The sequence below is a fragment of the Cyclobacterium plantarum genome, assembly GCF_011290685.1.
Classification (GTDB): Bacteria; Bacteroidota; Bacteroidia; order Cytophagales; family Cyclobacteriaceae; genus Cyclobacterium; species Cyclobacterium plantarum.
The window spans coordinates 146,733-170,873 of sequence record NZ_JAANYN010000009.1 but is presented as its reverse complement, the minus strand read 5'-3'; the positions used below and the strand labels follow the sequence as shown (position 1 = coordinate 170,873).

The 24,141-nt window shown below is 50.5% G+C and carries 8 protein-coding genes; all 8 read right to left on the bottom strand.

Annotated elements, in window-relative coordinates:
- Positions 1–287: 287 nt before the first annotated feature.
- Positions 288–3,683, bottom strand: coding sequence for a caspase family protein (locus tag G9Q97_RS19345; RefSeq protein WP_166149877.1), 3,396 nt, complete (start codon positions 3,681–3,683; stop codon positions 288–290).
- A gap of 59 nt (positions 3,684–3,742) precedes the next feature.
- On the bottom strand, positions 3,743–7,333 hold the full coding sequence (locus tag G9Q97_RS19340; RefSeq protein WP_166149875.1) for a CHAT domain-containing tetratricopeptide repeat protein: 3,591 nt from the start codon (positions 7,331–7,333) through the stop codon (positions 3,743–3,745).
- A 25-nt stretch (positions 7,334–7,358) separates the two neighbouring features.
- The gene (locus G9Q97_RS19335; RefSeq protein ID WP_166149873.1) at positions 7,359–11,114 is read right to left on the bottom strand and encodes a tetratricopeptide repeat protein; all 3,756 of its coding nucleotides are present in this window, start codon (positions 11,112–11,114) and stop codon (positions 7,359–7,361) included.
- A 113-nt stretch (positions 11,115–11,227) separates the two neighbouring features.
- A complete protein-coding gene (locus G9Q97_RS19330) occupies positions 11,228–13,891 on the bottom strand; it encodes a CHAT domain-containing protein (RefSeq protein ID WP_166149871.1) in 2,664 nt (887 codons plus the stop codon).
- 27 nt (positions 13,892–13,918) lie between these two features.
- Complete coding sequence (locus G9Q97_RS19325; protein ID WP_166149869.1) at positions 13,919–17,671, bottom strand: tetratricopeptide repeat protein; 3,753 nt, start codon at positions 17,669–17,671, stop codon at positions 13,919–13,921.
- Between the two features lie 152 nt (positions 17,672–17,823).
- Positions 17,824–18,990 carry a hypothetical protein gene (locus tag G9Q97_RS19320; protein WP_166149867.1) on the bottom strand — a complete coding sequence of 389 codons (1,167 nt, stop codon included), beginning with the start codon at positions 18,988–18,990 and terminating at the stop codon, positions 17,824–17,826.
- 3 nt (positions 18,991–18,993) lie between these two features.
- Positions 18,994–20,223, bottom strand: coding sequence for an RNA polymerase sigma factor (locus G9Q97_RS19315; RefSeq protein ID WP_166149865.1), 1,230 nt, complete (start codon positions 20,221–20,223; stop codon positions 18,994–18,996).
- 413 nt (positions 20,224–20,636) lie between these two features.
- Positions 20,637–24,101, bottom strand: a complete 3,465-nt coding sequence (locus tag G9Q97_RS19310; RefSeq protein ID WP_166149863.1) for a tetratricopeptide repeat protein — start codon at positions 24,099–24,101, stop codon at positions 20,637–20,639.
- Positions 24,102–24,141: the final 40 nt, after the last annotated feature.

Genomic DNA, 24,141 nt, shown 5'->3' with positions numbered 1-24,141 from the left:
ATCCCTCTTTAGGGACATCCTCGTTTGCAGCATCCTAATATGTTGTTCTGGAAAACCATGGAACCGGGGTGCTTTCTTGACCAAAGGAATTTCGTTTTTTCATAATAAAACCGTCATTCCGACGCTTCTAGAGTGGGTAGGTGCGGAGGAAGCCGTAGGAATCTTTCATAAAACGGGACTGCCACACCATAGTGCCCACAAAAAAGGGTCGCAGTGACGAAATAGCCGGGTTGTAAGTACGTTCTTAACTCGAACTCAGGTTAGAAATATCCTACCCCTAGTCAGAGTTATTCCCATATCGCCCAGTCATTCGCAATGTTTTCAATCCTGAAGGTAGGGTTCTGTAGGCCTTTCGTCAATTTGGGAACTTCTGTGGAGATATACCGCTGCAGTTCATTGATCGTAATCCTATTATCTTCATTGCTATCTGCTTTCTTTGTTCGCAGACCTTCCAGCAAGCAATGGGTAAAAATGCCATTAGTAATGATGTTACCTTCCGTGCTTCTGCCTTCAAAGGCATATTCGTCACCACCAGCCGCAGCAATTACGGTGGCTCCTGTTCCCTTTCTGATATCCATGAACAGCTCTTTCATCAGCGAGTAGGCATTTTTCCCTGAATCTGTCGGCCCTACCAAAGTTGCCCCTCTGAAACTTCGGGCAATTTTTACAGTATCGCTTATCGTCGTTTCCGTAGTCGAGCCAGAACTTAGTTCCCCCGCATGGCAGGCATCCATCAGGATCAATTTTTTTTGAGCAGGTATCCCGTCGAGAAGCTGCTCAATCGCTGCATAGGCCAAACTATTCTCCTCTGGGTTTAAAAAATCAGTGTTGTACGCGGCCAGGTAATAGTTATTATCATCGGCAATCATTCCATGTCCAGCATAATAGAAAATAACCTGATCGTCAACCCTCGTCTGTTCCAGTTTTTGCCGTAGTTGCCTTAGATTGGCCAGTGTCACCTGCCGATCGAAAAGGGTATCTACTGTGACCTGGGAGCCACTGCTCTGCATAAAATTGCAAAAATCCCGTATATCATTTGCGGCATATTGCAAATTTTTAGACTTGTCTTCGTAGGTGGAGGCTCCTATCCCAATTACGTAGGTGTTCTTTTCTACAGCTTCGACTGAACAAAAGGTTCTGAAAGAAAGGCTGGAGGACCTTCTTCCTTTATCATCTTCTACGGCAAATTCCAGCAAATTATCCCCGCTAGCCAACGGAATAGAAATCTCCCCGCGGTAATTGGTGCCACTCAGCTGCATTCCGGCCCTGCCAAATAAAGGTACGCCGTTGATCCAACTGTGCAAGCGACTGAGGCGGCCCGTACTGGCCCATGCTTCAATTGGCAGGAGCAAGTGCGTTTGCAATGTCTCCACTGGAAGGCTTTTTTGTTCAATCTTCAAAAGGGGCAAATTGGTAAAATCAATCACGGTGTCTTTGATCGCCAAAGTTTCCAGCCGTTTTTCATAAGCCTTTTTATTTCTATGGATGAGTTGGGGATCTGCATAAGGCAAGTTCGCTAAGACAAAATGGGGTTTGTTGAGCAGTGCGTCAAACTGTTCAAAAGCATAGTTTTTTTGCCCGACTGCGAACGACATGCTTTTAACAGCCTCTCTGGAGGCTAAATAATATTTTTCTGGCGTGTAAACCAAATACCCTTCCTGCCCTACAGCTGCTGCAAAGGTCGTTGGCTTAGCTTGTCGCGTCGACCACCAGATCATTTCCCCTCTTTCATCCCCCGCTATAAGCATGGCACCATCAGCCGAAAAAGTAACTTTTACAATATTACATGAGTTTATATATTGTTTGACAGGCTTTTTCTCTTCAATATCCCAGATCTGCAACAAATTATTCTCTGCGATAGCCACCAGAGCGTTGTCTGGACTAAAGGCTGCATCCAGCAGATAGGAATTAGGATAATCACCTAAGGTTACATATTGCGTTTGCTCAAGATCCCATATCAGAAAATTAGGGTCGTAGCCTCCGGTCAGTATTCGGCTGCCATCGGGGCTGAATCTGCCTACCGTGACGGTATTCTGATGCGCATTGGTGATCGTACCGAGTTGCTGATCATTGATTAGTGACCAGTGTTCTACAACCGTCTCGCTACCAATTTTTTGGGCTATCGCCATTAAGTCATTGACCGGGTGTATTGCTACTTCGTTTCCTGTTCCATGCTGGTAGCCTTCAAATGTAGCCATTTCATTTCCGGTCTTTATTTCGAGTATCTTTATGAAGGCAGGTGCCTGAAGTTCAGGGCTTAAAAACAAGTTATTTTCATTACTTGAAAACTCAGCTATATCCAAAATACTCTGTGACATATCCGAACCGCTTATCACCAATCGCTCACTGTTTTGCAGAAAAAAGATTTTATTGATTATACCTGTAGGATTTGCAGCAACCTCGTATAACTTCTCTGTTATCTGAAAATTCTCTGCTATTTTCCAAAGAGAAACCCGATTGTCCATTCCTACGGCCATCATATTTCTTACGGTATCAATCGCCAGTGCGGTGGCCCGGTTATGATCTCCCAAAAAGAGACTACTCTGAATACTTCCGGTACTTAAGTCCCACACTTTCAAATAAGAGGAATTATCAGCTTGGACCACTAAGGAAGAATTGGGAATGGCAAGGAGCTCATTTATTCGGGCAGTTAACCCCTCTAACCTGCGCACCTGAATGCCGTCAGAGAGGCGGCGAAGGTTCAATTGCCACAACCTGTCGCCCGTAAGAAATAACTGGCTGTTTGGAATACAAATAAGCTCTTTTATCCCACCATCCTGGCGATGCTCCCAAACCAGTTCCCCTTGCTCAAAATCCCATGCTTCGATAATTCCTGTGGAAAAGGCTTGCTCATTATATCCAAGATCGACTTCCAATCCTTCATTAATGCCTAACAATAACCAGGGCTCGGTGGGGTGGAAGGCCAAAGATTCAGGAAACGAGTATCTGGCAGAAAACTCCCTCACTGTTTTCAGGTTGCGGGTATCCCAAAGCACGATTTTTTCTGAGTTATCTGTCACGGCCAACAGAGAGCCTGTTGCATGTAGTGCCAAAGCCGATATCTGCCCATTCTGAAACACGCGCTTATTCAATAATCGCCCTTTTCGACTCTCCCATTGCCGGACAGTACCATCGTTATGTCCAGAATACAGCGTATCCCCCAACTGACTAAATTGTAACGCTTCTACCCTTTCGGAATAGGGCTGTTTTTTTCTATCCTGCATCCGCTTTAATATAGTTCCGGAAAGGGCCTCTACTACCCATATCTGCCTGCCAATTCCCACAGCCAGCAAAAAACCATTTTCTGATAGCGACAACACATGCGGTGCTTGTTGGAGCGGAAGTACCCATTTTTGTTCACCTGTTTCAAAATTCATACAGACAATAGCATCCATGCCCAACAGATAGATTTCGGTGCGATGGGGGTGCATAGCCACCTGACTATATTTTCCATCGTCACCGGAGTCATATGCATACAGTTGGCGGGCTTGCAGTAAGTCCCATATCAGGATATTTCCATTTTGATCCAACGAAGCGACCTTATTTCCATCTGCATCTACCGAAAGGCATTTAACCGGTGCCGCATGGCCGGTCTGTGGCAAAAGTTGTATGGTGCCCTGTTGGGCAATGGCAGCAGCTCCGAATATGATAAACAACAGCGTAAACGTAATTACATTTTTCATGGCGATTCAGATTAGATAGCCGTGCAGTTCTGGACGGTAGTAAGAAATGGGTGCTTTAATCATTTAATGAATTGATGCCGTTTACCCCCAATCATCACAAAGGCCCCCCAGTAATATGGGTCTTCATATTTTTCATTGATGGTCAGTTGGGCGGCTTTGAATGCCTGCCGCTTAGTCTTGTCTTTTTGTAGCCAGTTTTGGTAAAACAGGCCCATCATCTCCTGGGTCTGTTCGTCGGCGACCTTCCAGAGGGAGAAGATGACCGTTTCGGCCCCGGCCACCTGAAAGGCGCGCTGCAGTCCGTAGACGCCCTCTCCGTTTTTGGTAACACCCAGCCCCGTCTCACAGGCAGAGAGCACGACTAGTTCGGTGCCCCGCAGGTCAAGCAGGGTGGCCTCGTAGGCCGTGAGGATGCCGTCCTCCTGCCCCTCGGGTCGTTGGAAATCCGGATTTCCGCGGTTCCTTAGCGTGGTCTCCGCCCCGGCCAGGTAGAGGCCGCAGCGCAAATAGGGGTTCTCGGTGATGGTTTCCCGCTCCAGCCCGCTCATAAGCATCTCACCGTTGAGTCCTTCGGCTGTCTGTTCGCTCTCCCTCTCGAAGAACCCGTGGGTGGCGATATGAAGGATACGGGGGCTTTTTACTTTTTTTAGCACATCCTCGGAAGCCGCGTGCTCCAACAGGGCTTGGGAATCAATGCCCTCCCCGTCGAGGATGGAAGCCAATTGTTCTACCTCGACCAGGGTGCCGGGCAGGGGCGTGATATCGTTTCTGTTGGCGTCAATGGCGCGGTAGGTCTGGTAGCTGCCGTAGTTGATGCTGCTTCGAGAAGCAGTGAGTACAGGTGCTGCCCGCCCCTGCTGGTACCGTTGCAAGGCTGAAGCCACGGCATCGGGGGAAGCAGGGTAGCTGGGATAACCTGCCAGTATGGCGTTATTATTGTTGGGATGCTGCTTTTTCTTTTTGACCAGGTCCCTGGTAGAGCCTACCCGTTCGATGTCGAGAGTTTCCAGGAGGTATTGACCTGTTTCGGGGTTTTTAAGGGTTTGCAGGTTAAGGGTATGGTATACCCCATCGGCGGAGAGGTAGACTTTTCCGGTCCCGCCCAGGGAATCGAGTGCTTGCTGGATGGGCTGCCAGAAGTAGGCATAGAGCGAATCGGCGGGAATGGGGTTATCGCCATCCGCGACCCGGCTTGCCCCCCGAGTGGCAAAAGCAGATTGGTAGCTTTGTGCTCCTCGCTCTTCCAGTTCATTTCCGTTCTCCAGTACAACAAGGTGGGGATGACCTTCCGTTTCGGGCGTAACGATGATGGCTGCGTAATGTACGGTGTCTGTCCAATTTTTATTATGCCATGTATACCTGACCAGTTCGATGGCGGCTTCAAGGGGTTGCAGTTGTCGCTTCACCTCCCGCCAGGTGGTGCGCACCGTGTCTATCGCCTCGGCAAATGCCTCCGAACGGCGGGAAAGTTCTTTTTCCAGGGTATTGGCTTTTGCCAGCGTAGCTTCGGGGGCGATGCCCGCCTGATCCCGTTCGCTTTTGGGTATTTCCGACTCCCTGAGCCACTGCCGTTTAAGTGCCTGCCAATCCCCGAATAGGCGGATGGCGGTGGTATCCCCGCTGGCGAGGATGCGCTCCCGCGTCTGTGAGCTGCTTTGCAGCAGCAGTCCCTTTAACATCAGGGCGTTGTCATACTGAGTGGCAGTGATGGCGGAGTTCTGCTCCCGCCCCTTTAGGGCAAAGGAGTGGAAAAATTCAAAATATTGATTGCAAGTATTGAGGAACTGCTCCTTCTCTTTCTCGGAAAAGTTGGGGAAAACTGACCTGAGTTGGTGGAGGTAAACCTCTTGGCCTTGTAATAGCAGCGTTTCCGCCAAGGCCTGCCGGCCAATGATTGAGTTTAGCGCCGCAAGGCCGAACAAAGAGCGAGCATAGTAGGGGTGTTTTTCGCCCAGTTGAGCTTTCAATACTCCAATAGCCTCCACATACAGAGGCTCAGCCTTGTCGTAACGGCCAATACTTCTGTACAGACCCGCTAGGCTGGTCAGGGAGGCAGCATAGTAGGTGTGTTTTTCGCCCAATTGAGCTTTCAATACTCCAATGGCCTCCAAATACAGCTGCTCTGTCTCTTTATTCCGGCCCATGCTTTTGTAAAGCGCTGCAAGGCCGATCAGCGAGCCAGCATAGTAGGGATGGTTTTCGCCGAGTTGAGCTTTTAATAATCCAATGGTCTCCACAGACAGAGGCTCAGCCTTATCGTAACGGCCCATATCTTGATACAGCGAGGCTAGGTTGTTCAGGGATCCGGCATAATCAGGATGTTCTTCTCCTATTTGCTTTTTTCGTATTTCCATAGCTTGGGTGTATAGGGGTTCTGCCTCGGCGTACCGTCCCAAGCTTTGATACAGCCCCGCCAGGTTGTTCAGGGAGGTGGCATAGTCTGGGTGGTTTTCGACAAGTTGTGCTTTTCGGATTTCAGTGGCCCTGCGCATCAACTGCTCAGCCTTGTCGTAACGGCCCATTTTCGTGTACAACAAGCCTAGGTTGTCCATGAAGGTGGCATAGATGGGGTTGTCTTCGCCCAGTTGGGCTTTCGTGATTCGCATGGCCTGCACATATAGTGGCTCTGCCTCTGCGTAACGTCCCATGCGTGAGTACAGCACTGCAAGGATGTTAAGAGAGCTAGTATAGTTAGGGTGGTCTTCGCCAGGCTGCTGCGCTTTTACGATCCCCATTTTGTTGCTTATGAGGAGCTCTGCCTCGGTGTAACGGCCCAATTCTAGGAGCAGCTCTACAAGGCCTTCCAAGGAGGTGGCATAGTCGGGGTGGTTTTGTCCCAGTTGAGCTCTCTGGATTCCCATGGCCTGCATGTACAGTTGCTCTGACTCGGCATACCGGCTCATACGTTGGTACAGCGAGGCGAGGTTTCTTAGAGAGCCGGCATAGATAGGATGTTCTTCTCCCAGTTGCGTTTTTAGGATTTTCATAGCCTGGGTGTATAGCTGCTCTGCATCGTCATAACGACCCATTCGTTGGTACAGCGAGGCCAAGTTGTCCAGGGGGGTGGCATAGTAGAGGTGTTCTTCGCCGAGTTGTGTTTTATAGATTTCCAAGGCCTGGTTGTACAGGGGCTCGGCCTTGGCATAGCGGCCCATACTTTGGAACAGTCCCGCCAGTCCGAGCAGAGAGCCGGCATAGGCAGGATGTTTTTCTCCAAATTGCGCTTTATTGATTTTGGTGGACTGCTTATAATGCACCTCTGCCTCAGTGTAACGGCCCATGCTTTCATACAACCCAGCCAGGTTGTGTAAGGAGAAGGCGTAGTCGGGGTGGTCTTCTCCCAGTTGCGCTTTCAGGATTTCGGTGGCCTGGGCGTAGAGTGACTCTGCCTCGGTATAACGTCTCATGCCTTTGTATAGCATTGCTAAGTTGACTAAGGAGACAGCGAAGTAGGGGTGTTCCTCGCTAAATTCCTTTCTGGCAGCTATTATTGCTTTTTTTGCATATGAAATGGCTTCTTCATTTTGTCCTTTTTGGTTGAGTTCTACCACCTTTTGGATAAGGCTTTCCCAATCATTATCCGGTGACTGTGCCAGGGTGCTGAAGACTGCACCCCAGGTAAAAATCAAAATAAGAATTTTTTTTAACATGCGTGAAGGTTTATAGCTGTAAACATCACCCCCCAATCATCACAAAGGCCCCCCAGAAGTAAGGATCCTCGTATTTTTCCTTGATGGTTTGCTGGGCGGTTTTGAATGCCTGGCGCCTGTCCATACCTTTCTGCAGCCAGTTTTGGTAAAATAGCTCCATCATCTCCTGGGTCTGTTGGTCGGCGACTTTCCAGAGGGAGAAGATGACCGTTTCGGCCCCGGCCACCTGAAAGGCGCGCTGCAGGCCATAGACGCCCTCCCCGTTTTTGGTAACACCCAGCCCCGTCTCACAGGCAGAGAGTACCACCAGCTCGGTGCCCCGCAAGTCAAGCAGGGTGGCCTCGTAGGCCGTGAGGATGCCGTCCTCCTGCCCCTCGGGTCGTTGGAAATCCCGATTTCCGCGGTTCTTAAGCGTGGTCTCCGCCCCGGCAAGGTACAGGCCGCAGCGCAAATAGGGGTTGTCGGAGACGGTTTCCTGTCCCAGTCCGCTCATCCGCATGGCTTTATCCTGGCCTTCGGCTTGCTGTTCGCGCTCCGGCTCGAAAAACCCGTGGGTGGCGATGTGGAGGATACGGGGGCTTTTAACTTTTTTCAGCACATCCTCGGAAGCGGCGTGCTCCAATAGCGCCTGGGTAGGAATGCCCTCCCCGTCGAGGATGGAAGCCAGTTGTTCTACCTCGGTCAGGGTGCCGGGCAGGGGCTTGATATCGCTTCTCGTGGCATCGATGGCGCGGTAGGTCTGGTAGCTGCCATAGCTGCTGTTTCCTACCGATGCGGTGAGCACAGGCATTGCCTGCCCCTGCTGGTAATGCTTCAAGGCGGACGCCACTGCTTCGGGGGAAGCCGGGTAGGTTGGATAGCCCGCCAGTACGGCGTTATTGTTGGGGAACTGCCGTTTTTTCTTTTTGACCAGGTCCTTGGTGGAGCCGACCCGTTTAATGTCGAGAGTTTCCAGGAGGTATTGGCCCGTTTCGGGGTTTTTAAGGGTCTGCAGATTAAGTGTATGGTACACCCCGTCGGGGGAGAAGTAGACTTTCCCAGCCCCGCCCAGGGAATCAAGCGCTTCCTGAATGGGTTGCCAGAAGTAGGCATAGAGCGAATCGGCGGGGATGGGGTTATCGCCATCCGCCACCCGGCTTGCCCCCCGGGTGGCAAAAGCGGACTGGTAGCTTTGCGCGCCCCGCTCTTCCAGTTCGTTTCCATTCTCCAACAGCACCAGGTTGGGATGCGCTTTCGTCTCGGGCGTAACAATAAGGGCAGCGTAATGAACCGTGTCCGTCCAATTTTTTTCGTGCCACCTGTATCGGACTAGTTCGATAGCGGCCTCTCCTTCCTGCAGCCCTTGCTTCACCTCCCGCCAGGTGGTGCGCACCGTGTCTGTCGCTTCTGCAAATACCTCCGAACGCCGCGAAAGTTCTTTTTCCAGGGTATTGGCTTTTGCTAATGTGGCCTCGGGGGCAATTCCCGCCTTTTCCCGTTTACTTTTGGGTATTTCTGATTCCTTAAGCCACTTTCGTTTCAGCACCTGCAAGTCCCCGAACAGGTGGATGGCGGTGGTATCCCCGCTCGAAAGGATACGCTCCCGCATTTGCGAACTACTTTGTAGCAGCAGCCCTTTTAGCAACAGGGCGTTGTCGTATTGATGGGTAGTGATAACTGGGTTATCCCTTTGCCGCTTTAGGGCGAAGGAGTGGAAGTATTCAAAATTAAAATTGAAAGTAGTAAGGAACTGTTCCTTTTCGTTTTCGGAAAGCGTCGGGAAAACAGTCTGCAGTTGATGGAGGTACACCTGTTGGCCTTGCAACAGAAGCGGCGCGGCGTCGGCGTTGCAGCCCATGCTTTCAAAAAGAACTGCCAGGTTGCTAAGGGAGGTGGCATAGGAGGGGTGGACTTCGCCCAATTGGGATTTCCTGATTTCCATGGCCTGCGTGTATAGCGGCTCGGCCTCGGCGGACCGGCCTGTTCTTAAATACAACCCCGCCAGGTTGTTCAGGGAGTTGGCATAGTCTGGGTGGTCTTCGCCGAGTTGCGCTTTCCTGATTCCCATGGCCTGTTTGTAGAGCGGCTCTGCCTCGTCGTACCGGCCCATGTTTTGGTACAACCCTGCCAGGTTGTTCAGGGAGGTGGCATAGTCTGGGTGGTCTTCTCCTAGTTGCGTTTTCCTGATTTCCATTACCTGGCACATGAGCGGCTCTGACTCGGCGTACCGGCCCATGCTTAAGTACAGCGAGGCCAGGTTGTTCAGGGAGGTGGCATAATCTGGGTGGTCTTCTCCTAGTTGCGTTTTCCTGATTCCCATGGCCTGCTTGTATAGCGCCTCTGCATCGGCGTACCGACGCATGTTTTGGTACAACCCTGCCAGGTTGTTCAGGGAGCTGGCATAGTCTGGGTGGTCTTCGTCTAGTTGCGCTTTATAGATTCCTATGGCCTGGAGCATGAGTGGCTCTGCCTCGGTGTACCGGCCCATATTTTCATACAGCAAAGCCATGTTGTTCAAGGAGGTGGCATAGTCTGGGTGGTCTTCTCCTAGTTGCGTTTTCCTGATTCCCATGGCCTGCGTGTACAACGGCTCTGTCTCGGCGTACCGGCCCATGCTTAAGTACAGCGAGGCCAGGTTGTTCAGGGAGCTGGCATAGTCTGGGTGGTCTTCTCCTAGTTGCGTTTTCCTGATTTCCATTACCTGGCGCATGAGTGGCTCTGCCGCGTCGTACCGGCCCGTGTTTTCATACAGCCCCGCCAGGTTGTTCAGAGAGGTGGCATAGTCGGGGTGGTCTTCGCCCAGTTGCGCTTTATCTATTTCGATGGTCTTCAGGTATAGCCCCTCTGCCTCGGCGTACCGGCGCATGTTTTGGTACAACCCTGCCAGGTTGTTCAGGGAGGTAGCATAGTCGGGGTGGTCTTCGCCCAATTGTGCTTTATCTATTTCAATGGTTTTCAGGTATAGCAGCTCTGCCTCGGCGTTCCGTCCCATGCTTTCGTAAAGGGCTGCCAGGTTGTTCAGGGAAGTGGGATATTCGGGGTGGTTCTCGCCCACAACAGATTTCCAGAGTACCGTAAGCTCCGTATAGTATTGCTCTGCCTCCTCGTAATTGCCGGATTGCTTACTGGCGTTTGCCAATGCATAAAGAAATTGGGCATATTTCGTAGTATCCGTTGCGCCAAATTTAGCCTTCAGTGTTGTGATATGTTTTTCAAATAGCATCATGGAGGCTTTATAACCAGATGCAATATAAAAAGTCATTCCCTTTTTGATATCCTCATTGGCTCTCCTGAGGGTGTCCGATAAAAAACTGAGGTTTGCATTTTTTTTCCCCAAATAGGCTATCACCGCACCCTGTACCTCGCTATCCGCCCATTGCGCTGCCGTCCAGCCATCTTCCTGGCCCGTTTCGGGGTTGTATTCTTTATCATCCACGTCAATGCCCACCTCTTCAATTAGGTATTGAAGCAGGTCCAGCTTTCCTTCCCCTGCGGCTATGCCCGTCAGGTTTCCGTAGTAGGCGGTTTTTTCTTTATTTATATAAATTGCACCTCTTTTTAGAAAGGGGTCGGCCCCGTTATCGACCAGCCAAGTCACTATTTCCAGATCGGACTGGTAGGCCGCCCACATCAGCGGGGTGGCGCCGTTTTCATCCAGTGCGTTTACATCTGCCCCGTCACTAACAAGTTCCTGCACCTGCAGCAGGTCCTTACCTTTGATCGCATCGAGTAGTGCCGTTTGGGCCTGGAGGGCGGTGGTGGAAAATAGAATGCAAACAAGTAAAAGGAGGAATCGGTACATGGAAGGTCGGGGTTTCTAAGTACCTAATATAGAAACCTTTCGCATGCAGCGCAAGGCCTTCCTAATGGTATAGTGGTTTTTTTAACATGCTTAAAGGTTTAATTCTGTAAACATCACCCCCCAATCATCACAAAAGCCCCCCAGAAAAAAGGGTCTTCGTACTTTTCCTTGATGGTCTTTTGGGCGGCCTTGAAGGCTTCCCGTTTGCTCATGCCCTTCCCTAGCCAGTTACCGTAAAACAGCCCCATCATCTCCTGGGTCTGTTGGTCGGCGACCTTCCAGAGGGAGAAGATAACGGTTTCGGCCCCGGCTACCTGAAAGGCACGCTGCAGGCCGTAGACGCCCTCGCCGTTTTTGGTGACACCCAGCCCCGTCTCACAGGCGGAGAGCACCACCAGTTCGGTACCCCGCAGGTCAAGCAGGGTGGCCTCGTAAGCCGTGAGGATGCCGTCCTCCTGTCCTTCAGGTCGTCGGAAATCTGGGTTATTCAGGTTTCGGAGGGTGGTCTCTGCTCCTGCCAAATAAAGCCCGGAACGCAAATAGGGGATCTCGCTAACAATTTCCTGTCCGAAACCACTCATTAGCATGCGCTTATTTATATTCTGGACTTTCTGTTCGCTTTCCGGCTCGAAGAACCCGTGGGTGGCGATGTGGAGGATACGGGGGCTTTTTATATTTTTCAGCACATCCTCAGAAGCGGCATTTTCCAACATAGCGTAGGTAGGAATGCCCTCCCTGTGAAGTATGGAAGCCACTTGCTCTACTTCGGTAAGGGTGCCGGGCAAAGGGCTGATGCTGTATCGGGCGGAGTCGATGGTGCGGTCTGAGGGAAAAGCTTGACTTAAAAGCCGTGTAAGAGGACTGGTGCTATTTCGTGTGGAGTCGATGCCCTCAGCCAAAGCGGTGTATGTCGGATAGCCTGCCAGTACGGCATTTTTGTTAGAGGACGGTGACTTTTTCTTTTGTACCAGGTCCTTAGTCGAGCCAAGCCTTTGTAAGTCGATGGTTTCTAGGAGAAATTTACCTGTTTCGGGGTTCTTAAGGGTTAGCAGGTTCAGCGTATGGTACACCCCATCAGCCGAGAGGTAAATTTTTTTGGCTCCGCCCAAGGAATCCAGAGCTGCCTGGATGGGTTGCCAGAAGTAGGCATAGAGCGAATCAGCGGGGATAGGTTTCTTGCCTTCCGTCACCAGGCTCGCCCCTCTGGTGGCATAGGCGGATTGATAGCTTTGCGCGCCCTGTTCCTCTAGTTCGTTTCCGTTTTTCAGAACCACGAGGTGGGGATAATCTTTCGTATCGGGCGTAAGGATAAGCGCCGCATAATGTATGGTGTCCGTCCAATTTTTATCATGCCACCGGTACCTGACCAGTTCGATGGCGGCATCTCCTTGTTGTAGCTCTTGCCGCACTTCCCTCCATGTAGTAGGTATCGTGTCCGTTTCCTTGGCGAAAGCCTCTAAACGATTTATAAGTTCTTTTTCCAAGGTATTTGCCCTATCAGGGTCGAGTTCCCCTAAGGCTTTATTAATTTGCTTTTCAATTGAGGATAATTTCGATTCCTGAAGCAACTGTCTTTTTTGCATTTTCCAGTCATTTAGCAGTTGGATCGCTGTGGTATCCTTGCTATCAAAGATAATCTCTTTAAGCTGTGAGCTACTCTGCAACAACACTCCTTTTAGCGAAAGGGTATTATTGTATTGGATTGCGGTGATTGCAGGATTGCCTGCTTGACGCTTTAGAGCAAAGGAGTGGAAACGTTCAAATTTGAAATTGAAGGTATTGAGAAATTGTTCCTTTTCTTTCTCGGTAAAGGTAAGGAAAATGGTCTTAAGGTGATGTTGATACATCTGTTGGTCTTGCAATAGTAGCTGCTCAGCCTCTGCGTAAAGGCCCATACTTTCATACAGTTCGGCCAGGTTATTTAGGGAGGTTGCATAATCTGGATGGTTTTCGCCTAATTGGGTTTTTCTTATTCCCAATGCTCGTATGTAAAGTGGTTTTGCTTCGGTGTACCGACCCATTTTATGGTACAATTCTGCAAGGCCGTTCAGTAATAATGCCAGGCCTGGATGGCCTTCATCCAGTTTCCCTTTCATGATTTCGTTGGCCTTAAGTATAAGCGGCTCTGCTTCTGCGTATCGTCCCGTTCTTGTATACAATCCTGCCAGGAAGGCCAGATAGTTGGCATAATCGGAGTGGTTCTCTCCGTTTTTTACTTTTATGATTTCTAATGCTTTTGTGTAAAGTGGCTCTGCCTCGGAAAATCGTCCCATTGTGGTATACAACCCCGCCAGGTTACCTAAGGAGTTGGCGTAGGTGGGGTGGTTTTCGCCAAGTTTTGCTTCTCTGATTTCCAAGGCCTCAGTGTGTAGGTTCATTGCCTTATCATACCGCCCCATTCTTTCGTAAAGCAAAGCCATATTATTTAGCGTGGTAGCATATTCTGGGTGGTTTTTACCAACTGCTACCATTTGGTGTAATGAGGCATCCTTGTAAAGTGGCTCTGCTTCTTCGTATCGTCCCAGACTATAGTACATTAATGCCAGGTTATTTAAAGAGATTGCATAGTCTGGGTTAAACCCTAACGATATACCAAAAGAATTCCTCACATCTTCTACCACTTTTTCCGCATAAACTATGGCTTCTTTATAACGCCCCTGACGATAAAGCTCCAGTGCCTTTTGGTTAAGGGCTTTCCAATTTTCTTCTCGTGACTGTGCCGAGGTACTGAAGACTATACCCAAGCTAAACAATATAACAAACAGTTTTTTTAGCATATCCGTAAAGGTTTAAATCTTTAAATATCATCCCCCAATCATCACAAAGGCTCCCCAGAAATAAGGGTCTTCGTATTTTTCCTTGATAGTCTGTTGGGCGGCATTGAAGGCTTCCCGCTTGCCCATGCCCTTTTCTAGCCAGTTCCAGTAGAGCAGCCCCATCATCTCCTGGGTTTGTTCGTCGGCGACCTTCCAAAGGGAGAAGATAACGGTTTCGGCCCCGGCTACCTGAAAGGCGCGCTGCAGGCCGTAGACGCCCTCCCCGTTTTTGGTTATACCCAGCCCCGTCTCACAGGCGGAGAGCACCACCAGTTCGGTACCCCGCAGGTCGAGCAGGGTGGCCTCGTAAGCCGTCAGGATGCCGTCCTCCTGCCCGGCTGGCCGCCGGAAGTCCGGATTGCCGCGATTCTTGAGCGTGGTCTCCGCTCCGGCCAGGTAAAGGCCGCATTGCAGATACGGATTCTCCGTGACTGTCTCCCTCCCCAGTCCGCTCATCAGCGTCTCCCTGTTGAGGCGTTCGGCTTGCTGTTCGCGCTCCGGCTCGAAAAACCCATGGGTGGCGATATGGAGGATACGGGGGCTTTTCACTTTTTTCAGCACATCCTCGGAAGCGGCATACTCCAATAGGGCCTGGGTATCAATGTCCTTCCTATCAAGGATGGAAGCCACTTGCTCTACCTCGACCAGGGTTCCGGGCAGGGGATCGATATCGCTTCTGGTGGAGTCGATGGCGCGGTAGGTCTGGTAGCTGCCATAGTTGCTGCTGCTTAGGGAAGCCGTGAGCACAGGCATTGCCTGCCCCTGCTGGTAACGCTGCAAGGCATCGGCCACGGCTTCGGGGGAAGCGGGGTAGCTGGGATAGCCCGCCAGTATGGCGTTATTGTAGGGGACCTGCTGTTTTTTCTTTTTGACCAGGTCCCTGGTGGAGCCGACCCGTTCGATGTCGAGGGTCTCCAGGAGGTATTTGCCTGTTTCTAGGTTCTTGAGGGTCTGCAGATTAAGTGTATGGTAGACCCCATCAGGGGAGAGGTAGACTTTCCCGGCCCCGCCCAGGGAATCGAGCGCTTTCTGTATGGGTTGCCAGAAGTAGGCATAGAGCGAATCGGCGGGGATGGGGTTATCGCCATCCGCGACCCGGCTTGCACCCCTCGTGGCAAAAGCGGACTGATAACTTTGCGCTCCCAGCTCCTCCAATTCGTTACCGTTTTTCAGCAGCACAAGGTGGGGATGATCTTGCATCTCGGGGGTAACGATAAGGGCGGCGTAATGGACGGTGTCCGTCCATTTTTTATCATGCCACCTGTACCTGACCAGTTCGATGGCGGCATCTCCCTGCTGCAGCTCTTGCTGTACTTCCCTCCAGGTAGTGCGCACGGTATCGGTGGCCTCGGCAAAGGCCTCCGAAAGAAGGGAAAGCTCTTTTTCCAGTGTATTGGCTTTTTCCAAGGTGGCCTCGGGGGCGATGCCCCCCTTTTCCCGTTCGCTTTTGGGTATATCTGATTCTTGCAGCCACTGCCGTTTCAGTGTCTGCCAGTCCCCGAACAGGCGGATGGCGGTGGTATCCCCGCCGGCGAGTATGCGGTCACGCATCTGCGAGCTGCTTTTTAGCAGCAGCCCTTTCAGCAGCAGGGCGTTGTCATACTGGGGGGCGGTGATTTCTGGGTTATCGCCTCGGCGTTTAGAAGTGAAAGTGTTGAAAAACTCAAAAGAGAAATTGAAGGTATGGAGGAACTGCTCCTTTTCCTTCTCCGACAGTGTGGGGAAAATAGTCCGAAGTTGATGGAGGTACACCTGTTGGCTTTGCAACAGTAGCGGCTCTGCCTCGGCGTAACGGCCCATGTTTTTAAACAGCTCCGACAAGTTGTTCAGGGAGTTGGCATAGTCGGGGTGGTCTTCGCCCAGTTGCTCTTTTTGGATTCCCATGGACTGTTTGTACAGCGGCTCAGCCTCAGTAAACATGCCCATGCGTTGGTATAGTTTTGCCAGATTGTTCAGGGAGAGGCCATAGTCTGGGTGGTATTCCCCCAGTTTCGTTTTCATGATTTCCATAGCTTGCGTGTATAGCGGCTCTGCCTGGGTGTACCTGCCCAAATCTTCGTACAGGTTTGCCAGGTTGTTCAGGGAGGCGGCATAGTCGGGGTGGTTTTCGCCCAGTTTCGCTTTCCAGATTCCCATGGCTTGCGCATACAGTGGCTCTGCCTCGGCGTACCGGCCCATGGTTTGGTACAACCCGGCCAGGTTGTTCAGGGAGGCGGCATAAGAGGGGTGGTTTTCGCCCAGTTGAGTTTTCCTGATTTCCATGGCTTGCGCATACAGTGGCTCTGCCTCGGGGTACCGGCCCATGGTTTGGTACAACCCGGCCAGGTTGTTCAGAGAGCTGGCATAGTCGGGGTGGTTTTCGCCCATTTGGGTTTTCCTGATTCCCATGGCTTGCGCATACAGTGGCTCTGCCTCGGCGTACCGGCCCATGGTTTGGTACAACCCGGCCAAGTTGTTCAGGGAGCTGGCATATTCGGGGTGGTCTGCCCCCAGTTGCACTTTCCATATTTCGCTGGCCTTGCGCATGCGCGGCTCTGCCTCGGCGTAGCGGCCCATTTTTTCATATAGCAATGCCAGGTTGTCCAGGGAGTTGGCATAGTCAGGGTGGTCTTTGCCCAGTTGCTCTTTCCGGATTTCCAGGGCCTGCTTGTATAGTGGCTCTGCCTCGGCGTAGCGGCCCATGACTTTGTACGCAAGTGCCAGGTTGTTGAGGGACCTAGCATACTCGGGGTGGTCTTCGCCCAGTTGTTGTTTGTGGATTTGGAGTGCCTGCGTGTGCAGCGGCTCTGCCTCTGCGTAGCGGCCCATTTCTGCATATGTAATTGCCAGGTTGTTCAGGGCGATGGCATAGTTGGGATGGTCTTCCCCCAGTTGGACCCTAAAGATTTCCAAGATCTGCCGTTCGAGCGGCTCTGCTTCAGCGTACCGGCCCATTTGTTCGTATAGCACTGCTAGGTTATGTAGGCTGATGGCATAGGAGGGGTGGTCTTCGCCCAGGACTGACTTCCAGAGGACCGTAAGCTCTGAATAATATTGCTCTGCCTCTCCGTAATTACCGGATTGTTTGCAGGCGTTTGCCAATACATAGAGAAACGTAGCATAGTTTGAGGTATCCGTTGCACCAAAGGTTTCCTTAAGTAAAGTAATATGTTTTTCAAACAGTATCATGGAGGCTTTATAACTAGATTCTTTATAAAAAGTCGCTCCCTTAGTGATATCCACATTGGTCCTCCGGAGCGTATCCGACAAAAAGGTGAGATCTGCTCTTTTCTCCAAATAGGCCATCACATCACCATGTACCCCACTATCCGCCCATTGTGCGGCTGTCCAGCCATCTTCCTGGCCCGTTTCGGGGTTGTATTCTTTATCATCTACTGCGATGCCGACTTCACCTATAAGGAATTGAAGCATTTCCAGTTTGCCTTCTCCGGCTGCTATTCCCGTGAGGTTGCCGTAGTAAGCCGTTTTTTCTTCATTTAGAAAAATGGCACCTTTTTTTTGAAAAGGGTCGGCGCCGTTATCGACCAGCCATTTCACCATTTCCAAATCGGCCTGGTAGGCCGCCCACATCAACGGGGTGGCCCCGTTTTCATCCAGGGCGTTTACATCTGCCCCCGCTTTTACCAGTTGCTGCACCTGGGGCAGGTCCCTGGCTCCGATGGCATCAAGGAACGGGGATTGGGCCTGGAGGGCAGTGGTGGTTACTAAACTGCAAACGAGTAAAAAGAGGAATCGGTACATGGAAGGTCGGGGTTTCTAAGTACCTAATATAGAAACCTTTCGAATGCAGCGCAAGGCCTTCCTAACGACATAGTGGTATTTTTTTGTTTTTAGGTAATAAGATGCGTTAAAAATGTCGTTCTAAAAATTACGCTCCTAAAAAAAGGGGTTCGTTAGTTGGGTATCGCTGCCTGCCTTTCTTGTTCGTCCAGGGCCGGGATAAAATCCGCTTCCGCTGAGCGCAACCAATCCCGTATACCCTCGGGTGTACGCAAGCGTAGGAGTGCTTCCTCGTTTGTGAGTACCCACAAGCCTTTACCCGAAATTTCCAAGCCCAATTGTTTGGGAGAATCTACCGCCACGGAGCCGATGATTGGTCCCTCAGGGTGGTAAACTTGTAGTTCTCCGTCTTTCCAGTCCACCGTCATCCATTCATTAGTGATGGGCAGTTGGTTCGCATCTTGCCATTGTTCCAGAAAGGCCATGTGTTCGACTGGCTGAAAGTTTCTCAAACCGGACATCTCCTGTGCTGGTAGCAGGTAATAGTTTTCCCACAAAACCTTTTGGGTGAATGGCCCCATTGGGCGTTGGGTATAATCGAGCAAATAGGCTGCTACCCGCAGCTTTTTACCAGGTGTATCAAAACTATTCGTTGCCAATGCCTTCTCCAAGGCTTGGTCAGCTACATGGCCCCCGCGAACCGGTCGTTCAGGAACTGTCGGTTTGTCCGAACTGAATTGTGGTATAATGATATTGAATAGGACCCCTACGGTTATAAGAATTCCTACCACGGTTGCGGCTATTTGTAGAAAGGAGAATGAGGGATTGCGTTCCGCGCCAGTCGAGCCCGTTGGTTTTTCTTCGTCCGTCTCTTCCTTTCCGTCTCCTCCATCCAGCGTCCATCCTTTCTCCATGGTAACCAGACCTTCTTCCAACATCCCCTCCTTATGTAAATCTTGTAAAAAGGAAAGTGTGTCCTGATGCTCCTTATCATGCGGGAGCTTTTCCTCAAAGCGCAATACCTCTTCTTTCGGTAGCCTGCCCTTCACATAAGCCACCATCTCCTCGGTGCTGATCTCCAATAGTGACTCAGCTTGTTTGAGATTGGCGTCAAATAGCGCTTCGTAATCGATTGCGTCCTCCCAGCCTTGCATTTCCAGGTAAGCATCCAACTCTCCCTGCTCCAGCATGTCCCGTATCCAGAGCACCTCTTCGTAGGCCTCCGGCTGCTGGGGCAAGGCCTCTTCCAGGAGAAGGACCTGTTGGCGGTTCAGGCGATTTTTAACATAGGCGATCAATATATCGGATGTAAGTAACAGGTGTTGCATGGCAGCAATCATAGGTTAAATGGATAGATAAGGGTAGGCCCTTCTTCCCAAAATCATGGACGACAACTTACTTGTTGCACTTTCAAAAACTTTTGTCTCGTTTTGATCCAGTTGTTCCCTTTGAGGTTCGTTCGCAATAAGCTTTTCCAGTACGGTTCGCTCATCCTGCCCCAGTATGCGCATACAGGGCGCTATCCAATGCTTTTCATCATCAGCGTTTTTCGCTTCGATGTTACATATATCCATCAAAGTTTTGTAGGCTTCTTTATCGGTGGGGACGGCTACCGAACCGCGATACGCATTTTTCACCATTGTCCTCAGGCGTTCGTGCCCCCTAAAAAGATGTGTGGTTACGTCCCTCACCGTGATGCACAATGCATCGGCCACCTCTTGATAGGTTCGCATTTCATCGTTATCAGGGTCGTCAAACCGGTACCTTTTATTGATACAGGTGTACTGCTCTTCTCTCAGGAGGAAGACGCCAAACAAGGGGATCAGCCGCAAGGAGTCCTCTTCCAGCGGTTCGTCCGCCGCTTCATCTGTCAAACGGTTGCTGATGGCTTGGCTGTCGACATCCGCCTCATCTCTTACCGCATAATCCCGATTTCTCAATCCCCAATTTAATTTGCTCTTAAACCAGATCGTAAAATGCACCCAGCAGATTTGGTTAAGTTGTTCCGTCGCCTCAGCAGCTAGTAGGTCTTCTTCGGTGCGTTCCCAGGATGTTGATATGAGCTCCCGGGATACATCCTGGGGCTGGGATTTACCCGCGAGGAAACCATAGGGCCATTCATCGTTGTATTGCATGAGCAAACCAAAGACAGGCTCTTTTTCACCTTGCACCGTATCAATAATTTGCGTAATGGTGTCCTTGTTTAGCACATTTAAGGCATTTTCCCGTACCCAGATCCGAAAGCTTTTCCGAAGGAAATAAAATTTATTTTTGCTCGTCAAATTCTCTTTCCTGGTTTGACATACTTCAAAAAACTCTCGTTTAATTCGGCGGTTAACACTAGGTATTATCGAAAATAGCCTCTTTTTAATTTCTTTGTTTTCCCACTCCCGATGTGCTTTGGTCAAGACTTTGTCCAGGTATACGGCAGGCACCAGCATGTTTTTTTTGTGTAATTCATCAAATACGTTTTCTTGCTGCTCCGTCTCGGAAAGGGTACAAAACCGATCAATTAGTTGTTTGTTGATCGCATCCTTTAAATCATCACCATCAAAATTGTCAAAAAAATTCATAATCAGGTAGTGGATTAGGGGTTACATTTTTCTAGATACTAACAATAATACATAATAGCTTCCAACTCACATGGTTATTGGGTAACTTTTTTACCTACTTCGGCTAAACATACTGGATAGGCAGATTTATGGGGGCTGGAAAACAAGGTAGCTTGCTGAAGCCAAGATCCAAGGAAGCCGGGGTTGTCCACAACCATGCGGGTATGCTGCCACCCGCTGCCGGTTCCCATTTACTTTGTAAGCAAAAAGAAGGGTTTTTTTTAGCCACGGCTTCCCCAGGTGAAGGTTTTTGGACCGGTTTAAACATCATTAAGCATTTACAAAATTTTTTAGGAATTGAGCAATCGGTAAACCAGTAATTTTTTTGAGATTTCCATTCTCTTTATTTTTATTCCGCTTTTTTTAGTGGGGGTTCAGGGTATTAATTTCGTTTTTTGGCGGAAGATGAATTCGCCGCCATCATCACTCCGGATGGGTCCTGAAACGGGCTGCTGATCGGTATATTTTGGCACTTGGGTTTCCAGGTGGTCGCGGAGCGTGGAAAGCGGAACATCGCCTTCAGCTTTTTGCAGGAAGTCAATCAGGTGCCAGGCGAAAGGGCTGTTTTGTTTGCCCGGCATCTGATCCAGCACCGTTTCCATACTACCACTAGCCAGCACCCAGCGGGATCTCCGTTGATTGCGTGCCTCGGCAGCTTCCTGCCCTTCGCCACGCTTCAGGTAAAATGAACCCGAGAAACAGGCATCGGCCAGCACCAGTACATGTTTTGCTTCCATTTTTTCGATAACCGCTGCTAGGCTGGCATTACCGAGGCGGCCATTGGCTAAAATCCATTTGCCATCCTCATCAAAATCTTCGTCGTACTCACCGTGCCCGGCAAAAAAGATAATGACCTCATCCTGCGGTCGGGTGGCACCGATAAGGTGCTTCAGCCGGTCACGCACATTGGCAAAGGACGCTAATTGGTTGAATAGCGTATCTACATCGGTGATATCGTACTTTTCTACCAGCGCCCCAATCAGATCGCGGGCATCTTTTACGGGCATATTGAGCGTTTCCCAGCTTTCGAAGTTGTACTCATTGATGCCGATGGACAATAGAAAGCGACGGGGTGCTTCTGAGCGGATTACCTGTTTGTTTTCGTAATGTAGGAGCAGGGTATCGATTGTTTCATCCCTTGAATATGCCACGGCTTTGATGAGCACCTGGTTCTCGCCTTCTTTTAGTTGAATCGGGTACTGCCAGACCCCATCTGGGAAAACGGATACTTCCTGCCCATTTACCTGCAACTGTTTTATGCCATGGGCAGCAGTGGCAAAACCCTTAATGGTAAAATTGGCGGCGGCAAGCCGGTTGACGCCCCGCTCGTTGCGTTGCAATGGTTCGGGGGAGTAGATATTGATAAAAGGATGGGTATTGGCTGTTTTAAGCGCCTCTTCGCCCGATGCCTGCAAGTTGCGGGGCACCTGCTCACGGTCTGTTTCACCGCTTTTCAGTATCCCCTCGGATATGCGCTGTATTTCCTGGTAGACGGTGCCTGCTTTATCGTACTGAAACGTTTTCTGATACATGCCCGCCAGTTCGCCGAGGTTTTGCAAGTATCGTGGATGCTGCACTCCCACGATGGCCTTTAGTGTTTCATTGGCTTTCCGATAGGCTTGCTCCGCTTTTTGGTGCTGATTGGTGGCTAAATACAGTTTGCCCAGCTCCCCCAGGGCAAGTGCATAATCAGGATGGGTTTTCCCAAAAATACCTGCCCTTTTTTCCAAAACCGTAGCAAACAGCACCTCTGCTTCCGTAAATTGATTTCTTTTTCGGGCGAGTAGGGCCTTTTGATAGACTATGTTGGTGTATCGTGGGTGTTCCCGACCCAATGCTTTTTCGATGACGGAAGCAGATTGCAAAAGCAAAGAATCCACATTTTCTAATCGATAGGTCTTGTTGTACAAGCTGGCCAGTTGGTAGAGCGATATGCCGTAGTAGGGGTGGTTTTCCCCCAGTGCTTTTTTCGTTATTTCCAAGTCTTGGAGATACAGCCGCTCTGCCTCTGCATACCGCCCCATGCTTTTATACAGCGATGCCAGGTTGTGCAGGGAGGTGGCATAGTAGGGGTGGTTTTCCCCCAGTGCTTTTTTCGTTATTTCCAAGTTTTGGAGATACAGCGGCTCTGCCTCGTTGTACCGGCCCATGCTTTCGTACAGCCATGCTAGGTTGTTTAGGGAGGTGGCATAGAAGGGGTGGTCTTCGCCGAGTTGGGCTTTATATATTTCCAAACCCTGCATGTACAGCGGTTCAGCCTCGTCGTACCGGCCCAGGCTTTTATAAAGGTCCGCCAGGTTGTCCAAGGAGCTGGCATAGTTGGGATGGTTTTCTCCGAGTTGGGCTTTATATATTTCCAAACCCTGCGTGTAGAGCGGTTCAACCTCGTCGTACCGGCCCATGCTTTCATACAGCCCCGCCAAGTTGTGTAGAGAGGTGGCATAGTAGGGATGGTCTTCTCCGAGTTGGGCTTTATATATTTCCAAACCCTGCGAGTAGAGCGGTTCAGCCTCGTCGTACCGGCCCATGCTTTCGTACAGCCTTGCTAGGCCGTTTAGGGAGGTGGCATAGGAGGGGTGGTCTTCACCGAGTTGCGCTTTCAATACTCCAATGGCCTCCACATACAGCGGCTCTGCTTCATCGTACCGGCCCATGCTTTCGTACAGCGATGCCAGGTTGTTCAGGGAAGTGGCATAGTCGGGATGGTCTTCGCCCAGTTGTACTTTCCTGATTTCCATGGCTTGTAGGTAAAGCGGCTCTGCTTCGGCGTACCGTCCCATGCTTTCATACAACACGGCCAGGTTGTTCAGGGAAGTGGCGTAGGAGGGGTGGTCTTCACCGAGTTGCGCTTTCAATACTCCAATCGCCTCCACATACAGCGGCTCAGCCTCGTCGTACCTGCCCATGCTTTCATATAGCGATGCCAGGTTGTTCAAGGAGGTGGCATAGTTGGGATGGTCTTCGCCCAGTTGTTCTTTCCTGATTTCCATGGAATGCTTGTAGAGCGGCTCTGCCTCGGCGTATCGGCCCATACTTTTATACAGCAAGGCCAGGCTGTTCAGGGAGTTGGCATAGTCGGGGTGGTCTTCGCCCAGGACTGATTTCCAGAGGACCGTAAGCTCCAAATAGTATTGCTCTGCCCCCTCGTAATTACCGGATTGCTTAGCTGCGTTTGCCAATGCATAAAGAAATTTCGCATAGGTTGTGGTATCTGTTGCGCCAAAGGTTTCCTTGAGTGTTGCGATATGCTTTTCAAAAAGTAGCATGGAGGCCTGATAAGCTGATGAAGCATAGAAGTCGGCTCCATTTTTAAGATCTCCATTGACATTCCTGAGCGTATCCGACAAAAAACTGAGGTTGGCATTTTTTTCCAGATAGGCCATCACCTCACCCTGTACCCTGTTATCCGCCCATTCTGCGGCTGTCCAGCCATCTTCCTGGCCGGTTTCGGGGTTGTATTCCCTGTCGTCCACCTCAATCTCCACATCTTCTATCAGGTAGCGGAGCATCTCCAACTTGCCTTCTCCTGCGGCTATGCCCGTGAGGTTGCCGTTGTAGGCGGTTTTTTCTTCATTTAGGTAAATGACCCCTTTTTTTAAAAATGGGTCGGCTCCGTAATCGACCAGCCATTTCACCATTTCCAGATCGGCCCGATAGGCTGCCCACATCAGCGGGGTGGCACCGTTTGTATCCAGTGCGTTTACATCTGCCCCGGCTTCGACCAGTTCCTGCACCTGGGGCAGGTCTCCGGCTTTGATGGCATCGAGTAGTGGGGTCTGGGCGTTAATGGCAGTACTCGATAGTAGGGTGCAGAAAAGTAAGAAAAGAAGTCGGTACATGGTAGGTCTGTATTTCTATCTGCCTAATTTACAAATCCTT